At 75.2% G+C, this 17,484-nt stretch carries 13 protein-coding genes; 6 read left to right on the forward strand and 7 right to left on the reverse strand.

All coding sequences use genetic code 11. The features are described 5' to 3' along the window. The first annotated feature begins 67 nt into the window (after window positions 1-67). From nadE to HWY08_RS11820, 5 genes are all read left to right on the forward strand, one after another. Window positions 68-1,042 (forward strand): NAD(+) synthase, encoded by a 975-nt coding sequence (nadE, locus tag HWY08_RS11800; protein ID WP_176065358.1) that lies wholly within the window; start codon window positions 68-70, stop codon window positions 1,040-1,042. Between the two features lie 2 nt (window positions 1,043-1,044). Next, window positions 1,045-3,084, forward strand: a complete 2,040-nt coding sequence (gene asnB, locus HWY08_RS11805) for an asparagine synthase (glutamine-hydrolyzing) (protein ID WP_176065360.1) — start codon at window positions 1,045-1,047, stop codon at window positions 3,082-3,084. Beyond that, complete coding sequence (locus tag HWY08_RS11810) at window positions 3,081-3,362, forward strand: acyl carrier protein (protein ID WP_176065362.1); 282 nt, start codon at window positions 3,081-3,083, stop codon at window positions 3,360-3,362. The genes asnB and HWY08_RS11810 overlap by 4 nt, the downstream gene beginning before the upstream one ends. 177 nt (window positions 3,363-3,539) lie before the next feature. Continuing rightward, the gene (locus HWY08_RS11815) at window positions 3,540-5,042 is read left to right on the forward strand and encodes a glycosyltransferase family 4 protein (RefSeq protein ID WP_176065364.1); all 1,503 of its coding nucleotides are present in this window, start codon (window positions 3,540-3,542) and stop codon (window positions 5,040-5,042) included. 175 nt (window positions 5,043-5,217) lie between these two features. After that, on the forward strand, window positions 5,218-7,476 hold the full coding sequence (locus tag HWY08_RS11820) for a polysaccharide biosynthesis tyrosine autokinase (RefSeq protein ID WP_176065366.1): 2,259 nt from the start codon (window positions 5,218-5,220) through the stop codon (window positions 7,474-7,476). A gap of 7 nt (window positions 7,477-7,483) precedes the next feature. Here the strand turns inward: HWY08_RS11820 and HWY08_RS11825 are convergent, their stop codons facing one another. The 3 genes from HWY08_RS11825 to HWY08_RS11835 all read right to left on the reverse strand — a co-directional run bounded on the left by HWY08_RS11825 (window position 7,484) and on the right by HWY08_RS11835 (window position 10,975). Continuing rightward, window positions 7,484-8,077 (reverse strand): LbetaH domain-containing protein, encoded by a 594-nt coding sequence (locus HWY08_RS11825; protein ID WP_176065368.1) that lies wholly within the window; start codon window positions 8,075-8,077, stop codon window positions 7,484-7,486. Between the two features lie 10 nt (window positions 8,078-8,087). Continuing rightward, on the reverse strand, window positions 8,088-8,858 hold the full coding sequence (locus tag HWY08_RS11830; RefSeq protein ID WP_176065370.1) for an acyltransferase: 771 nt from the start codon (window positions 8,856-8,858) through the stop codon (window positions 8,088-8,090). A gap of 98 nt (window positions 8,859-8,956) precedes the next feature. Then, the gene (locus HWY08_RS11835) at window positions 8,957-10,975 is read right to left on the reverse strand and encodes a hypothetical protein (RefSeq protein ID WP_176065373.1); all 2,019 of its coding nucleotides are present in this window, start codon (window positions 10,973-10,975) and stop codon (window positions 8,957-8,959) included. A 277-nt stretch (window positions 10,976-11,252) separates the two neighbouring features. On the opposite strand from HWY08_RS11835, the gene HWY08_RS11840 reads away from it, so the two are divergent. Next, window positions 11,253-12,230, forward strand: a complete 978-nt coding sequence (locus HWY08_RS11840; RefSeq protein WP_176065375.1) for a glucosamine inositolphosphorylceramide transferase family protein — start codon at window positions 11,253-11,255, stop codon at window positions 12,228-12,230. On the opposite strand, the gene HWY08_RS11845 is transcribed toward HWY08_RS11840, so the two are convergent. From HWY08_RS11845 to HWY08_RS11860, 4 genes are read right to left on the reverse strand one after another with little or no spacing between them, the layout of a single operon-like run. After that, window positions 12,203-13,417, reverse strand: coding sequence for a glycosyltransferase family 4 protein (locus HWY08_RS11845; RefSeq protein ID WP_176065377.1), 1,215 nt, complete (start codon window positions 13,415-13,417; stop codon window positions 12,203-12,205). The two genes, HWY08_RS11840 and HWY08_RS11845, sit on opposite strands and share 28 nt — an antisense overlap. Then, window positions 13,414-14,541, reverse strand: coding sequence for a glycosyltransferase family 4 protein (locus tag HWY08_RS11850; RefSeq protein WP_176065379.1), 1,128 nt, complete (start codon window positions 14,539-14,541; stop codon window positions 13,414-13,416). The genes HWY08_RS11845 and HWY08_RS11850 overlap by 4 nt, the downstream gene beginning before the upstream one ends. Next, window positions 14,538-15,995, reverse strand: a complete 1,458-nt coding sequence (locus HWY08_RS11855; protein ID WP_176065381.1) for a lipopolysaccharide biosynthesis protein — start codon at window positions 15,993-15,995, stop codon at window positions 14,538-14,540. The genes HWY08_RS11850 and HWY08_RS11855 overlap by 4 nt, the downstream gene beginning before the upstream one ends. Further along, window positions 15,968-17,389 carry an O-antigen ligase family protein gene (locus tag HWY08_RS11860; protein ID WP_176065382.1) on the reverse strand — a complete coding sequence of 474 codons (1,422 nt, stop codon included), beginning with the start codon at window positions 17,387-17,389 and terminating at the stop codon, window positions 15,968-15,970. Before HWY08_RS11860 ends, HWY08_RS11855 begins: the two co-directional genes overlap by 28 nt. Window positions 17,390-17,484: the final 95 nt, after the last annotated feature.

A 17,484-nucleotide genomic window follows, 5' to 3' on the forward strand; every position in this document is an offset into this window, starting at 1 on the left:
TACAACCGCTTGCCCGGGTCCTGGCCGGGCGGGCGGGGCGGCCCTACTCCTCCTGACTGGAGCGGCCATGATCTCGCGAGATCTGCTGTCGATCGACGCCCCGCGCGTCGCGGACGAGATCGGGCGCGCCGTGCGGGAGCAGGTGCTCGGCCAGCTCCGGCGGCGCGGCGCGGTGGTGGGCCTCTCCGGCGGGATCGACAGCTCGGTGGTGGCGGCGCTGTGCACGCGCGCGCTCGGCCCCGATCGCGTGCTGGCCCTGCTCATGCCCGAGCGCGACTCCTCGGGCGACGCGCTGCGCCTCGGCCGCCTGGTCGCGGACGGGCTCGGCGTGCAGCACGTGGTGGAGGACCTCGCGCCGGCGCTGGAGGGGCTCGGGTGCTACGCGCGCCAGCTGGAGGCGATCCGCACCGTCTTCCCCGAGTACGGGCCCGGCTGGCGCTGCAAGCTGACGCTCCCCTCCTTGCTGGAGAGCGACCGGCTCAACATCACCACCCTGACGGTGTCCGACCCGGAGGGGCGCGAGCGCAGCTCCCGGCTGCCGCTCGCGGGCTACCTGCAGCTCGTCGCCGCGACCAACTTCAAGCAGCGGGCGCGCGCGATGGTGGAGTACTACCACGCCGACCGGCGCCACTTCGCGGTGGCCGGCACGCCCAACCGCCTCGAGTACGACCAGGGCTTCTTCGTGAAGCAGGGCGACGGGGCCGCCGACTTCAAGCCCATCGCCCACCTCTACAAGACGCAGGTCTACGCGCTGGCCGCGCACCTCGGCGTGCCCGAGGAGATCCGCCGCCGCCCGCCCACCACCGACACCTTCTCGATGCCGCAGACCCAGGAGGAGTTCTACTTCGCGCTCCCCTACCAGGACATGGACCTCTGCCTCTGGGCGTACGACCACGGGGTGCCCGCCGCCGAGGCGGCGCCGGCCCTGGAGCTCGCGCCAGCCCAGGTGGACCGGGTCTACCGCGACATCGAGGCGAAGCGCAGGGTGAGCCGGTACCTGCACCAACCGCCGCTGCTGGTCGAGGCCGTCCGGGGGAGCTGACGATGTGTGGCATCGCTGGGGTCGTCTTGCTCCGCGAGGCGCTGCCGCCGCCCCGGCTGGAGGACGTCGGCGCGATGATCCAGGCCCTCGGCCACCGGGGGCCCGACGCGTGCGGGGCCTACCGCGATCGGCGGGCCGCGCTGGGCCACACCCGGCTGTCGATCGTCGATCTGGCCGGTGGGCAGCAGCCGCTCGCGAACGAGGACGAGACGCTGTGGATCGTCTTCAACGGGGAGATCTTCAACCACCTCGAGCTGCGCGGGGAGCTCGAGGCGCTCGGGCACCGCTTCCGCACGCGCAGCGACACCGAGGTCGTGGTCCACGCCTACGAGGCCTGGGGCGACGCGGCCTTCGCCCGCTTCAACGGCCAGTTCGCGGCGGCGCTGTGGGACTCGACCGCCGAGACGCTGGTGCTGGCGCGCGACGCCGCCGGCGTGTGCCCGCTGTACCTGGCCGAGCACGAGGGGCGGCTCTGGTTCGCCAGCGAGGTGAAGGCCCTCTTCGCCGGCGCGCCCGGGCTCTCCCGGGCGCTCGACCCGGTCGGCCTGGCCGAGACGTTCACCTTCTGGACGGTGGTGCCCCCGCAGGCGGTCTTCCAGGCGGTCACCGAGCTCGAGCCGGGGCACGTGCGCAGGATCTCGCGCGGGCTCGGCACCGATCGCGCCTTCTGGACCCCGCGCTACCCGGCGGGTCCCGGCGAGGGGTTCCAGGGATCGCTCGACGAGGCGGCCGAGCGCGTCGGCGCCGCGCTCGGGGAGGCCGTCCGGCGCCGCGTGCTCCAGGCCGACGTGCCGGTCGGGAGCTACCTCTCGGGCGGGCTCGACAGCTCGCTCGTGGCGGCCCTCGGGTGCCAGGCCCGGGGCGGCAGGTTCCGCACCTACTCCATCCGCTTCGAGGAGCCCGAATACGACGAGACCCGCTACCAGCGCGCGGTCGTCGAGCTCATCGGGAGCGAGCACCAGGAGCTCCTGGTGCGGCGGGAGGACATCGCGGAGGCCTTCCCGGCCGTGGTGGAGCACGCGGAGCGCCCCCTCTTGCGGACTGCCCCCGCCCCGCTCTTCCTGCTCTCGCGGCTGGTGCGCGACTCCGGCGTGAAGGCGGTGCTCACCGGCGAGGGGGCCGACGAGATGTTCGCCGGGTACGACCTCTTCCGGGAGGCGAAGGTGCGGCGGTTCTGGGGGCGCCGCCCCGCGTCCGCGCTGCGCCTGCGGCTGCTGGAGCGGCTCTACCCGTACCTGGCGCGCTCGCCCGTCGCGCAGCGGGCGCTGGCGCGGGAGTTCTTCGGGCGGGACCGCGAGCGGCCGCACGCGCCGGGCTTCGCGCACCAGACGCGGTGGCGGCCCACGGCGGCGCTGCAGCGACTCTTCTCCCCGGACCTCCGGGAGCTGGCCCGCACGGCCCAGGTCACCGCGCGCCTGCTGGGGACGCTCCCGGCCGAGTTCGGCAGCTGGGTCCCGCTGGCCCAGGACCAGTACCTCGAGATCCGCACCCTCCTGGCGGGCTACCTGCTCTCCTCGCAGGGCGACCGGATGCTCATGGCTCACGCGGTGGAGGGCCGCTTCCCCTTCCTCGACCCGGAGCTGGTGGAGCTCGCGAACGCGCTCCCCGCCCGGTACAAGCTCCGCGCGCTCCGCGAGAAGCACGTGCTGAAGCGCGCCGCCGCCAGCCACCTCCCGCCCGAGATCGTCCGGCGGACGAAGCAGCCCTACCGGGCGCCCGACGCGCTCTCCTTCGTGGGGCCGCGGGCGCCGGCCTGGGTGGGCGAGCTGCTCGGCGAGCGCGCCGTCGCGCGGGCGGGGGTCTTCGACCCGCGCGCAGTGGCGCGGCTCTGGCGCAAGTGCCGGGCCGGCTCCGCCGCCGCGCAGCTCTCGCACTCGGACAACATGGCGCTCGTCGGCGTCCTCTCCACCGCGCTGCTGCACGAGCAGCTGGTGCGGCGGCGGCCGGAGCGGCGCGCCGCGCCGGAGCTCGGGACGCTGGTGGACCGGCTGGGGGAGTGGCCGGGGAGCGAGGCGCCCCTGCAGAGGAGATGCGGACCATGACCGTGGAACAGCGGCTGCGCCAGTTCGTGATCGAGAACTTCTACGTGAGCGAGCCGGCCGAGCTCCACGACGACACCCTGCTCGTGTCGGGCGGCTACGTCGACTCGACGGGGATGCTGGAGGTCATCGGCTTCCTCGAGCAGGAGTTCGACGTCCGCATCGCCGACCAGGAGATGACGCCGGAGAACCTCGACTCCATCTCCCGCATGGCGGCGTTCCTCGCGCGCAAGCGGCGCGAAGCGGCCGCCGGCGGCCCCACCGTCGCGGCAGCACCTTGAGCCTCGAGGCGCGCCGGCCGGGCGCCGCTCGGCATCCGGCGCGCGCCGATCTCACGTTGGGTGTAATGCACCAGAACAGGCCTCACCTGTCCGAGCGACTGTCTCTCCCCCGCGCGCAGCACATATTGGCCCTGCGGCAATCTGGATTGCCGCCTGCCCTTCGGGCTGGAGCGACGCATGTTGCCGATTGCGCTGGTGCTGGCCCTGTCGTGGGTGATCTCCCTCGCCGCCACCGCGCTCGTCCGCCGCGCCGCCCTGGCGCTCGGGGTGGTCGACTCGGCCCAGAGCTCCCGGAAGATCCACCACCGGTCGGTGCCGCGCCTGGGCGGGCTCGGCATCGTGTGCGGGATCTACGGAGCGCTCGCGCTCGGCCTGCTCTTCCCTTCCATCCGGGCAACCCTGGCGGGCGACGGGCAGCGGATCGGGGCGCTCGCGATCGGCGCCCTCGCCGTCGCGGCGGTCGGGCTCTGCGACGATCTCCGCGACGTCCGGGCGCGGACCAAGCTCCTGGTTCAGTTCGCCGCTGCCGCGCTCCTGTACGCCTCGGGGTTCCGGATCGACCATGTCGACTTTCCCTTCGGCGCGGACATCCTGCTCGGGCCGCTCTCCCTCCCGGTGACGCTCCTCTGGATCGCGGGCCTCTCGAACGCCTTGAACCTCATCGACGGCCTCGACGGGCTGGCCGGCGGCGTCGCCGTCGCGGCGGCGCTGGCGACCCTGTTCATCGGCGTGGGCCAGGGGCCCGACCTGGCGGGCATGCTGGTCGCGGCGGCCACCGTCGGCGGGGTGATGGGGTTCCTCGCCTACAACGTCGTGCCGGCCTCCATCTTCATGGGCGACTCGGGGAGCCTCTTCCTGGGCGTCCTCCTGGGGGCGCTCGCGATCCGGCCTCACGCGCGCGGCTCGGGCGGCATCCTCCTCGTCGCCATGGGCGTCGTGCTGGCGCTGCCCATCGCGGACACCGCGCTCGCCATCCTGCGCCGGGTGGCGCGGGGCTCGCCCGCCTTCAGCGCCGACCGCGAGCACCTCCACCACCGCCTCATCGACGCGGGGCTCTCGCACGGCCAGGCCGTCCTCGTGCTCTGGACCGCGGCCGCCCTGCTGGCGGCGGCCGGGGTCCACCTCGCCTCGGGGATGCACGGGCGCACCCTGACCTTGGCCGTGGTCCTGGTGACCGGCGCCCTGCTCCTGCACCGCCTGGGGATGTTCACCTTCACGCGCGCGGACCAGAGCGCCCGCAGGCGGGACAACCGGGAGCTGTACGACGCGGTCCGCGTCGCCTCCAGGCGGCTCCGCGTCGCCTCCCACCTCGCGGAGGTGCGCGAGGAGCTCTCGCGCGCCGGCGCCGCCCTGCAGGTGCGCTCCCTGCGCCTCCGCACGAACGCCGAGACGCCGCCCCTGGGAGTGAGCGCGGGCGAGCTGGGCGCGCGCACCCGGTTCGTGCTCGACGCCTCGAGGCCCGAGCTGGGCGCCCTGGAGGTGGCCTGGAGCGACCTCAGATCCGGCCGGGACCGCGACGCCGAGATCGCGTTCGAGCTGCTCTCGCGCGACGTCGCGACCGCGCTGCGCCGCATCAGGTCGGCGCAGCCGCCGGAGCCCCGGCTGGCGCCGGGCGCCGGCAGGCCCTGGAGGGCGAAGAGCCCCGGGTCCGACCCGGTGGGGCCGGCGTCCCCACCTTAGGCCCTGCGCTCGGGGCAGATTGAGCGCGATTGCGCACGGAATGACCCGGAGGGTGCGTCCTCCAACGACTTGTCGTCTCCGGGGGAAGTCCTATATCAGCACGCAGACGCTCGCCTGAGCGCTGGCGATCCACGCCGCGCCGGACACCGTCCTCGCCGTGCGAGGTGTCATCGTGATGCCAGACCCGCCGGAGCCCATCCGCCTGGCCGGCGCGCCCGAGCCGGGGACCTCCCCCGCGCGAGGCGCAGGCCTCCCCGAGCCGCAGCTCCTCCGCGACGAGGACGAAGGGGGCTACGTCGCCACGCTCTTCGAGAGCCGCTACCTCATCGCGGCCTCGGCGCTGGCCGCGCTCCTGGCGGGCGTCGCCTACGTCCTGCTCGCCACGCCGACCTGGAAGTCCGAGGCGACCGTCCAGATCGACGAGAAGAACAAGACGCTGGCGGGGCTCGAGGACCTCACCACGGCGCTCACCGACGCCAACCCGGCCGACGCCGAGATCGAGCTCCTCCGCTCGCGCTCGCTCCTGGGCGCGGTGGTCGACCAGCTCGACCTCGCGGTCGAGGCGCACCCGCGGACGTTCCCGCTGGTGGGCGCCGCCGCCCGGCGCCTGCACACCGGGCCGGGGCTGGCCGCCGCGCCCCTCGGCCTCGCTTCCTACGCCTGGGGCGGAGAGCAGCTCCAGGTGGCCGAGCTCGCGCTCGGCGACGAGCTCATGGGCAGGTGGCTCGACCTCGTCGCGCTGGGCGAGGGGCGCTTCGAGCTGCGGGGCCTGGGCGGCGAGCTGCTCGCCGCCGGCGAGGTGGGGAAGCCGGCGGAGGGCGCCGGCCAGCGCATCCTCGTCGAGCGGCTGGTGGCGCGGCCCGGGACGCACTTCCGCGTGCGCGCCCGCTGGCGCGAGGCCGTCATCGACGAGCTCAAGGAGCGCATCCGGGTCGCCGAGCAGGGCCGGAAGACGGGCGTCATCGGCCTCTCGCTCTCCGGGCCGGACCGGGCGCTGGTCCCCGCCATCCTCGACACCCTCGTCCACAGCTACGTCCAGCAGAACGTGCAGCGCAAGTCCGCGGAGGCCGCGAAGACGCTCCAGTTCATCGAGGAGCAGCTCCCCGCGCTCAAGGCGCGCGTCGACGCCGCCGAGAGCGCCCTGAGCCGGTTCCGGCAGAGCAAGGGCTCGCTGGACCTGCCGGCCGAGGCGCAGGCGATGCTCGACCGGAGCGTCGAGGTCGACAAGACCCTCTCCGATCTCGAGCTGCAGCAGGCGGACCTCTCCGGCCGCTTCACCGGGGCGCACCCGCTGGTGGCCGCCACCCGGCAGAAGATGGAGCGCCTGCAGGCGGAGCGCGCCGCGCTGGCGGAGAAGATGCGCGCCCTGCCCCAGCAGGAGCTCGAGACCGCGCGCCTCACGCGCGACGCCCGCTCCTCGGGCGAGCTCTACGTGCTCCTCCTCAACAAGGCGCAGGACCTCCGGGTGGTGAAGTCCGGGACGCTCGGGAACGTGCGCGTCGTGGACGGCGCCATGCGCCCGTACGAGCCCGCCAGCCCGAAGCCGCTGCTCTCCTGCGCGCTGGCGCTCGCGCTCGGCCTGGTCGGCGGCGTCGGGATGGCCTTCGTGCGCGGCTCGCTCAAGGGCGGGCTGGAGGACCCGGACGCGATCGCCGCGCTGACCGGGCTCTCGGTGTACGCGACGGTGCCGCACAGCGACCGCCAGGCGGCGGTCGCGCGCGGCCGCCCGGAGCCGGGCGCGCCGGCGGCCGCGCTCGCGGTCGAGGATCCGGCGGACGGCGCGGTCGAGGCGCTCCGACGGCTCCGCACCAACCTCCAGTTCGCGCTGACGAACTCCCGGAACAACGTCATCGCCATCGAGGGCCCGGTGGCCGCCGTAGGCAAGTCCTTCGTCTGCTGCAACTTCGCCCACATCCTGGCGGACGCGGGGCGGCGGGTGCTGCTCGTCGACGCGGACCTGCGGCGGGGGCAGCTGCACCGCGCCTTCGGCGGCGAGCGGGCCCCGGGCCTGTCCGACGTCCTCGCCGGCGAGGCCACGCTCGCGACCGCCGTGCGGACCACGAAGGACGCCCGGCTGGCGTTCCTGTCGTGCGGCACGCACCGCGCGCGCCCCTCCGAGATGCTGGCCAGCCCGCGCCTCAAGAGCCTGCTGGAGGAGGCGGCGCGCGCCTACGACGTGGTGCTGGTGGACACCCCCTCCGTGCTCGCCGTGACCGACGCCGCGCTCGTCGCCCGGTTCGCCGGGGTGAACCTCCTCGTCCTCAAGGCGGGCGCGCACCCGCCGCGCGAGATCGCGCTCGCGCTGAAGCACCTCAAGGACGGCGGCGCGGCGCTCCGGGGCCTCGTCATCAACGACGCGGTCATCGGCTCCTCGCGCTACGGGCGCTACGCCCGGTACGGCTACCAGCGCTACGAGTACGGCGGCGAGCGCTGACCGCCGCTCACTCGCGGTCGCGGAGCGCCGCGTTGTCGTAGCCGACGCGGACGACGCGGGCGGGGTTCCCCATGACCAGGCTGTCCGGGGGCACGTCCCGCGTCACCACCGCGCCGGCGGCGACCGTGGCCCCGGCGCCGACGTGGACCGGGCCCACGATGCGCGCGTGCGGGCCGACCCACACCCGGTCTCCGAGCCGCGGGCCGGCGCCGCCTTCGGGCGCGGGCTCCACCCGGACCTCCTGGTGGATCACGCAGCGCTCCCCGAGGCGACACCCGCGGAGGCGGATGCCGCCCAGGTGCCAGATCTGGAGCCCGGCCCCGATCTCGGCCGAGGCGTCCAGGTGGATGTCGAAGGCGCGCCGCACCCACGCGTCGAGCAGGGCCCAGGCCGGCGCCAGGCCCGCCGCGGCGGGCCAGCGGGCCGGGCGGCGGGCCGCCGCGCGCACCCATCGGCCGAGCCGGTAGGCCACCAGGGCCTGCAGCCCGGAGCGGTAGAAGAGCAGGAACGGGATGCGGCCGGGGACGAGCACGCGCCGCGGCTCCGGGCCGGGCGAGAGGTCCGAGGTGCACTCGAAGTCGGCGCGGAGGTCCTCGAGCACGGGCGCCCCTTCACCCCGCGCCGGTCCCGGGCGGCGAGCCGCACGCCGCCGCGAGGCCGCGCCGCAGCGCGCCGTGGTCGGCCTCGCGCCGCACGACGCGCGCCGGATTGCCCTGGACGACCGCGCCCGCCGGCACGCTCACGCTGAGCACGGTGTCCGGCAGCACCGTCGCCCCGTCGCCTACGCGGATCCTCCCGAAGATCACGCAGCGCGGCCCGATCCACACCCCGCGCCCGATGTCCGGCTTGTCCTCCGGCAGCGCGCCGCGGCCGATGGTGACGTGGTCGTGGACGATCGTCCCCGCCCCCATGGAGCGCGGCCCGATGATGATGTGGCCCCGCTCGGAGAGGTAGACGCCCCCCTCGATCACCGCCCCGGCCGTGATCGAGCTCTTGAAGAGCACCTCCCCCGCCCGGAGCGCCAGGATCGCGCCCAGGCGCGCCCCCCGCCGCAGCGGCCGGAGCGAGCCGGAGGCGGAGCCCCAGGCCAGCGCGGCGGACCCCACCCTGCGGATCGCGAGCAGGTGCAGGCCGCGCGCGCCCGCGAGGACCTTCGCCCGCGCCCACCAGCCGCCGCGGCCGCCGGGGTGGCGGAGCGCGTAGGCGAAGCGCGCGTCCTCCCGGAGCGCCCGCCACGGGCTCGAGGGCCCCGCGAGCGGCGCGGGGGTCCGGGCGGGCCCGGGCCTCGCCGCCGCGCGCTCGCGCACCGGGGCGCCGCGCGCGCCGCGCGCGAGCTGCTCGCTGGCGATCTGCTCGCTGGCCATCCGGTCCAGCATCGTCATCGCCCCCGCCGCGCGCCAGCGATCTGCCGCCTGCCGGGCGGAGCCGACCGCTCGGGGCCGCGGCCCGGGGGCCCTCGCGAGCGGCGTGGGCAGCGCGTTCAAAGGGCGCAGGGGCCGGGGTCGGAGCCCTTGCACACCAGCGCCTTCGAGACGTAACCGTTCCAGTTGTGGTCGGCCGCGCCGCTCCCCACCGTGAGCTGCCCCCCGGCGAGGTCGGGCGGTGGGACGTTCGGGAGCCCCGGCGGGTCCGATCCGGCCGTGCCGGCGGCCGCGCCGTCGACGTACAGGTGGAGCTCCCCGGCGGGCGTGACGCACCCCTTCACCTCGTGCGCCGAGCCGTCCGCCAGCCCGGCCGTCGGCGCGCAGGCCCAGCGCGTCTCACCCCCGCGCGCCGCGGTGGCGAGGTCGAGGCACAGCTGGCCGGAGGTCCCGGCGCCGACCCGGAGCTGCGACCAGGTCTGCCCGTCGGCGGCCATCCACTCGGCGGCCACCCGCCAGCTCGCGAACCGCGCGCTCCACGGCAGGTGCTCGGCCGGCGCCGCCACGACGCTCAGGCAGTAGCCGCTGCCGGTGCTCTGGGTGAGCGGAGGGAGGAGGAGCTTGTCGATGGCCTCGGTCCCCTGCGTCCCGCCCGACGAGTACAGGGACGGCCCCGGGTCGAACCCGCCGAGGTCCCCGCCGCCGGCGAGCTCGGTGAGGACGGCGCCCCAGGCGTCGAACTCGACCTGACTCGAGGAGGTGTTGGCCAGGATGAACTGGGCCACGCCGGTGGGGTCCGTCCTGAGCCCGGGGACGAACACGCGCGTCCAGCCGGTGCCGATCGCGGCGAGGTCGATGGCGAGGTCGGCACCGGGGCCGCGGCCGTCCTTCACGACGACGGTACCGCTCGCCGACCCCGGCACCTGCCGGACCCAGAGCTGACCCTGCAGCACGGTGCTCGCCGGGAAGGTCCCCCGCTGCGTCGCCGTGAGGGTGGCGCCGGCGGGGAGCGTGACGCGATCGGCCGAGGCGCGCTCGCTGTCTCCGGGCGGCTCGCTCTGGTCGGCCACCACGGCCGCGCCGCCGGCCGCCGTCCAGCGGTCGAGCGCCTCGGGGTCCGCGAGCCGGTTGTAGCCCTGCAGCCCGAACAGGAACCCCTTCGCCGGATCGATGCGCGGGCCGTGCAGCCAGGTGGTGTGGTACTGCCCGTCCACGCCGACGAACGGCGCCTCGCCCGGGCGGAGGTAGGTGGCGACCGAGCCGTCGGCCAGGGTCAGCCCCTGGAACGCCGCCAGCTTCGCCTGGAGGTTCTTGGGGGTGGCGGCCTCCTTCCACACCGCCGTCTCGTAGACGCGCCCGTGGAACGCGTGGTTCGGGTCGCCGTTGGCGTAGCCGCCGATCGTCGCCGGCTCGGTCGGGGCGACCATCGCGCCCGTGATCGTCATCTCCTGCATGGTGTCGGCGACGCCGTTCGCCGACATGCGGATCGTGTCGCCGTCGCGCCCGGCGCAGACGACGACGTAGGACGCGTTGAGCTCCTGGTTGCGGCTCCCGGCCGGCGCGTCCCCGAGGTGGGTCGAGGTGGTGATCATCCACTGCCCGGGCGTCATGAAGCTCCCGGCGCCCCCCGCCTGGTAGTGGAAGCAGAACTGGTCGTGCATCTGCATCAGCACCCAGCCGCTCTCGCCCTGGAGGCCCTTCGCGACGATGATGCCCTCGTTCCCATCCACGAGCGGATTGAGCTGCGGCTTCACCACCGCGCAGACGGTCATGTCGCCGCGGAGGTCGAGCGCGTCGCCCCCCGCCGCCTGGAAGCGGCTCGCGTCGAACGGGCCCGCGCCGTAGCGCGGCCCGTCGGGGAATCCGCCGAACGCGCGCTGCGCCGGCGCCGCCGCCCCGACGGTCGACCAGGAGATCCCCTTCGTCTCGACGAGCGACGCCCCGTCGAAGCGCGCGTGCTGGACCAGCGTCGAGGCGCCGTCCTGCCAGGGCGCGCCCCAGGTGGTCGGGGACACCCAGGCCTGGACGACCGGGCCGCTCGGCGGAGGAGGCGGCGGCGGCGAGGAGGACGACGCCCCGTGACAGCCGGCGAGCACCGCCAGCGCGACGAGGGACGTGCGGGAGCGGGCGAGCCGCATGGCGACCCCTTTCGGAAGCGTGTTTCGGCGGGACCTCTCTCATGGGGGCGCGGGCAGCCGAACGCCAGACCAGCAAGGGGTCGGCCCCCGCGGCCCTCTGGAGCCGCCGTTCGCGAGGGCCGTCGAGGCCCCGGTACCTCGCGGGTCGACCCCCCGGACCGCAGTTGCCCCCTGTGCGCGAAGCGAGCACCTGAGCTGCTGGGCGCTCGGAGCCCGGCCCCGTGGCGGGCCGGCCGGGAGGCCCTGGCCGCAGCTCGCGCGCGAGCGAGGGTGAGACATGGACGACCGGCAGCCGCTCCCCGGCAGGCGTGGGCTCCTCTCGAAGGTCCCTGGCCGGTTGCCCATCTACTCGATCGGCATCTACACCGGTCCGTCCCCGCTGGCGCTCGCCTCGCCCGCCACCGGCCTCGCGAACCCGGTGCTCACGCGCGAGAGCGTCACCGACCACTACGCCAGCTTCATCGCCGACCCGTTCATGATCCGGGCGGGCGGGAGCTGGCACATGTTCTTCGAGGCGCTCAACTGGGAGGGGAGCCGGCGGAAGGGCGAGATCGCCCACGCCGTGAGCGCCGACGCCTTCCACTGGTCGTACCAGGGGGTGGTGCTGGCGGAGCCGTTCCACCTCTCGTACCCCTACGTCTTCGAGTGGCAGTCCGAGCGCTACATGATCCCGGAGAGCTCGGAGGCGGGCGCGGTCAGGCTCTACCGGGCGCAGCGGTTCCCCGACCGCTGGACCTTCGTGAAGGACCTGCTCGTCGGCCCGGTGCACCTCGACAGCTCGATCTTCCACCGCGACGGCCGCTGGTGGCTGCTCACCAACACCGACGAGGAGCGGGGGACGCTGCACCTCTTCCACGCGACGGAGCTCCTCGGACCGTGGGTCGAGCACCCGCGGAGCCCGGTGGTGCGGTCGGACCTCGCGCTGGGGCGGCCCGCCGGCCGGGTCATCTCGGTCGGCGACCGCCTCCTCCGCTTCGCGCAGGATTGCCGGCAGGCCTACGGCGCCAGCGTGGCCGCGGTCGAGATCACCCGCCTCACCCCCACCGAGTACGAGGAGCGGCCGCTGGCCGAGCGCCCCGTGCTGGCGGGCACCGGCCAGGGCTGGAACCGGGTCGGCATGCACCACCTCGACGCCCACCAGCTCGAGGACGGGAGCTGGATCGCGTGCGTCGACGGCTGGCTCGACCGGTTCCGCCGCCCGCGCGAGCTGGCCGCCTGGGCGGCGGATCACGCGCGGCGCCTGATGTCCTCCTGAGGCGCCGCGGCCGCGCGCGCCCGGCGCCCGGCGCGGGCGCCCGCCCGGCCGTCGAGGACCTCCTCCAGGACCGCCTCCGTGCGGCGCGCCATCTGCTGCACGGAGAAGCGCGCCTCGACCGACGGCCGGGCGCGGGCCGAAAGGCCGCGCAGGAGCTCCCGGTCCGCGGCCAGGCGCGCCACCGCCGAGGCGAAGGCAGCCGTGTCGCGCGGCGCGACGAGCAGCCCGTTCTCCCCGGGCACCACGATCTCGGACACGCCCCCGATGGCGGCGGCCACCACCGGCTTCCCCATCGCCAGGCACTCGAGCAGGGCGAGCGGCAGGGACTCGGCGGTGGAGAACAGGATGCCGGCGTCCAGGATGGAGATGAGCTCCCGGGGATCGCGCAGGGAGCCCAGCCAGCGGACGCGCTCGCCGAGCCCGAGCTCGCGCGTCCTCCGCCGGAGGCGCTCCTCGTCGCGCGGGTCGGGCGCGCCGCCGGCGAAGAGGAGCTTCACCCGGTGGCCGCCCTCCGCGAGCCGGGCGGCGGCCTCGAGGATGCCGGCGTGGTTCTTCTCCGGCCGGATCGCCGCCACCATCCCGAGCACGAGCTCGCCGCCCTCGACGCCGAGCTCGCGCCGCAGCGCCGCCTTTCGCGCGGCCGGGACGTCGTCCCGGTACCGGTCGAGGTCGATCCCGTTGGGCACGGTGACGAGCTTCGGGCGGAGCGCGGGGTACTTCGAGGCCCAGAACCGCCGCTGGGCGTCGCACACCGTGATCACGCGGTCGCAGCCGCTCATGAGCGGCACGTAGAGCAGCCGGTCGGCGAGCTCCAGCCGCCGGCCGCGGTTCTGGGTGGTGTGGATCGCCTCCACGAGCGGGAGCCCGCGCCCGGAGCGGTGGATGGCGCCGCGCGCGACGAGCAGCGCCATCTGCAGCGTGCAGTGGACGAGCTCCGTCCGCTCCTCCCGCAGCAGGCGCGCGAGCTGGTCGACCGGCCCGGTGTCGAACCGGGAGCGCCGGAGCGCCCGGACGCGGCGCACCCGCGGGTCGACCGCCGCCCCGAGGTCGTCGGCCGCCTCGAAGGTGAACAGCGTCGCCTCGAACCGCTCGTGGTCGAGGTGGTTCACGAGGTCGACCACCTGCCGCTCGGCGCCGCCGAGCTGGAGGTCCGGCACCACGAAGGCGATCCGGCGCCGGCCGCTCACGCCGCGATCTCCTCGTACAGCCGGGCGGTGCGCTCGGCGATGCTCCGCCACGAGAGCCGCGTCTGCGCCAGCCGCCGCGCGCCCTGCCCGAGCCGCCGCCGGAGCGCCGGATCGCCGAGGACGGCGATGAGCGCGGCGGCGAGCTGCTCCGGCGCCCCCGGGTCCACCAGGAGCCCCGACTCCCCCTGCTCCACCGCCTCCGGGATGCTGCCCACCCGGGTGGCGACGACGGGCTTCCCGAACTCGTAGGCAAGGGGGAGGACCCCGCTCTGGCTCGCCTCGCGGTACGGCAGCACCACCACCGCGGCCCGCCTGAAGAGGCGCGGGATCTCCCGGTTCGGGATGAACCGGTTCTGGAGCTCGAAGGCGGCCGGGTCGAGCGCGTCCCGGTAGGCGTCGAGCGGCCCCTGGCCGGCGAGGACGAAGCGCGCCTGGGGGAGGGCGGCCGACACGAGCCGCTGGGCGGCGATGAGGTCCTCGATCCCCTTGTAGAGCACGATCCGGCCGAAGAAGAGGACCGTGAACGGCTCCTCCTCGACGCTCGGGTCGTCCCAGGCGCGGTAGAGCGACAGCGCGCCGTGGGGGAGCGCCACCACGTCGGCGCCGCGCGCCAGCGCCGGGAAGGTGCGCTGGAACTGCAGCCGGAGCGCCTCCCCGTGGACGATGACCTTGCGCGCCGTCCGGAGCAGCAGCCGGAACAGGAACGCCTGGAGGCCGCGGCTGCCGTCGTCCCCGGGGTGGCGGGTCACGTCGTGGACCGTCACCACCACCCGCCGCTTGCGGCTCAGCAGGACGAGCAGGACGACGCGCCAGTCGACGGTGTCCTGGACGTGCACCACGTCCGCGCCCCAGCGCCGGATCTTGCGGTGCAGCCGGAGCACCTCGAGCAGGCTCCGCGGGTCGCGCCGTCGGTACCGCAGGCGGTCCACCTGCACCTTCTTGCTGAGCGCGGAGTCCAGGTACTCGGCGAGGCGCATCGGGGCGTCGGGCGAGGACACCTCGAAGTCGTGGTCGCGAGGGACGAGCAGCACCTCGTGGTCCTCGGCCATCGCGTTCGACAGCTCGGTCGCGTAGAACAGGAACCAGTCGAGGAGGTAGACGACCTTCAGCCGCTCCCCGGTCATGGCGTCCCCCGGTGGTAGCTCGGCTGGCGCAGGCGCCGGAGCTCGGCGACGGCCTCGCGCCCCACGACCAGCACCGCCAGCGCGTACGCCGTCACCCCAGCCGACACCAGCGCGGCGAGGCGCGGCGCCGGGGCCTCCGTCACCAGGGCGGCGTCGGTGGCGGCCACCGCCGCGGACATCGCCAGCGTGGCCGCGAGCGGCCCCTTGAGCGTCGCGAGCCAGGCGCCCAGCGTGCCCCCGCACTCCCGCATCGCGCCGCGCACGAAGAGCAGCGTCACCGGCGCGGAGGCGAGCCCCACGCCCGCGGCCACGCCGGTGAGCCCGCCGAGCCTCGCGCCGAGCCCGACGCCCACCACCGTGGCGACGAGCGAGAGCACGTTCAGCACGAGGTTCCGGCGCGTGCCCGCCCGGGCGTTGATGACCGACCCGGCGGTCGCCTCCACGACCTTGAAGAAGGCGAGCGCGCAGAGCAGCTGGGTGGCCCCGACGGCGGGGCGCCAGGAGGCGTTGAGCATGAGCGCGAAGAGCTGCGGCGCCACCAGCGCCAGGCCGGCCAGCGCCGGCAGCGCGACGAAGGCGGTGTACCGCGTGACGTCGAGGAACGCCTGGCGCAGCCGGTCCACCTCGCCCTGCAGGCGCGAGAAGACCGGGAACACCACGCGGGAGAGCGTGGCCGAGGCGAACTGGGGCAGCGCCCCCGCGAACTGCCAGGCGAGCGCGTAGAGCCCGAGCACCGTCGGCCCGAGGAAGCGGCCGACGATGAACTGGTCGGCGCGGCTCGCGCCGAACCACGCGATCTTGGAGAGCGTGATGTCCACCCCGTACCGGACGAGCGGCCGCATCGCCTCCCAGGAGAGCTCGAAGGTGAGGCGCCACCGCGCGCGCCGGTAGCAGGACATCGAGAACGCCATCTCTGCCAGGATCTGCGGGAGGATGAGGCTCCACACGCCCGCCCCGCGGAGCGCGAGCGCGATCGAGACCGCGACGCGCAGGACTGCGATGGCCGCCTCCCGCTTCGAGAGCTCGTCCACGCGCACGTCGTGCGCGAGGATCGCCTGCGCCACCGTGCGGAACGGCAGGAAGAGGAGGATGCTGCTCTGCACCGCGATGATCGTCCCGATCCCCGGGGTGCCGAAGACGAGGTCGAGGAGGGGGCGCGCCAGCACGGAGGCGCCGAACCCGGCGCAGCCGGCGACCAGCAGCAGCCAGAAGGAGCCGGCGAGCTCGCGCTGGGTGAGGGTGGGGCGCTGGATGAGCGCGTAGAGGAACCCGGCGTCGATGAACTGCTGCAGGAAGCCCAGGTAGATCTGGGCCATCGCCACCAGCCCGAAGTCGGCCACGGGCAGCAGGCGCGCCAGGAGCAGCGTGCCGACGAGCGTCGTGCCCTGGGACACGAGCTTCGCGAGCACGCTCCAGGAGAACGAGGCTAGCGCGCGGGAGCGGAGCGATTCCACGGTCGTCTCCACGCTCCGACGGCCTGCCGCGCCGGCTCGCCCGCGCCCGCCCACGCGCCGAGCCCGAGCCCCGCCACCAGGAACAGGGCCAGCTCGGGCGCGCCGCCCGCCCCGTACACGTCGGTGTTCATGTTGAGCAGCGTCGCCCCGAGCGCCGCCGCGGCCGCCCCGTGCCACATCCGCGCGGCGCCGGCCGCGCGGCGCGCGCGCCGGACGAAGGCCGCCAGCGTGAGCGCCCAGAGCGCCAGGTACAGGACGCCGCCCGGGACCCCGGACTCGGCGGTGACCAGCAGGAACTTGTTGTGGACCGGGTAGGGCAGGACCGGCCCGTAGGCGCCCATCGCGGCGACGTAGTTGCCGGGGCCGACGCCGGTGAGCGGGTTCGCGAGGATCATGTCGCGCGCCTGCTCGAGCTGGGCCGCGCGGCCGTCGTCGCCCTGCACCTCGGCCGAGACCTCGGTGACCCGCGCCAGCACCGCGTGGGCGAAGTAGGCCGCCACGACGAGCGCGACGAGCGGGAGGGCCCAGCTCACGAAGAGCTTGCGGGAGCGGGGCACGGCGGCGTTCGGCAGGGCGAGGGCGGCCACGGCGATGGTGCTGAGCCCGAGGTTGACGAGCCCCGCGCGCGAGAGCGTCGCGGCGGAGGCCACCGCCGCCGCGCCGAAGAGCGCGAGCAGCGCCGCCGCGGCAGCGCGGCGGCGCACCGTGAACGCGGCCGCCAGGACGAGCGGGGCCAGCACCCCGATGTACTCGGAGAGCACGGTGGGGTTGAGCGTCCCGCCGCTGCGGGTGAACACGCCGGCGGCCGTGCTCTCCTCGAAGTGCTCGTACAGGCCGAAGGAGCTGCCGGCGACCCGCTGGGCGATGGCGAGGGCGGACTGGGCGAAGAGCCCGAGGAACAGCCCGGCCTGCGCCCAGCGCACGCGGGCGGCGTCGGTGGCGCAGGCGGCCACCAGCGCCAGGGCGAGGAGCAGCCGGCAGTAGACCAGCACCTGCGCGGCGGAGGCGTCGGGGTGCCGCGCGCCGAGCGCGCAGTAGCCGAGCCAGCCGACGAAGGCGAGCCCGAGCCCCAGGACGCCGCGGGCGGTCCGGTCGAGGCGCACGGCACCGCCGGAGGTGGCCCGCAGGAAGAGCGCCACCAGCATCATCGCGAGGGGGACGTCGAGCGCGCTCAGGGCCAGGCTCTCGCCGGAGGCGCCGGGCGCGGTCTCCCGCAGGATCTTGGTGAAGTTGAAGGCCGACGCGGCGCCGGCGAGGAACAGCCACAGCCTGGTGTCCCGGACCGTGAGCGCGATGGGAACGGCGAAGAACACCACCGCCGCGTAGAAGAGGCGCCACTTCGCCTCGAGCGCCAGCACCGGCAGCACCGCGAGCGCCGGCAAGAGGACCACCACGAGGGAGCCCTTCCAGGCGCGACCGGATGCGAGGTCAGGACACATTGGGATCACACCGCCACGGTCGCCAGCGCCATCGATCCTCGCTCGGGGGG

Source organism: Anaeromyxobacter diazotrophicus (genome assembly GCF_013340205.1).
Classification (GTDB): Bacteria; Myxococcota; Myxococcia; order Myxococcales; family Anaeromyxobacteraceae; genus Anaeromyxobacter_A; species Anaeromyxobacter_A diazotrophicus.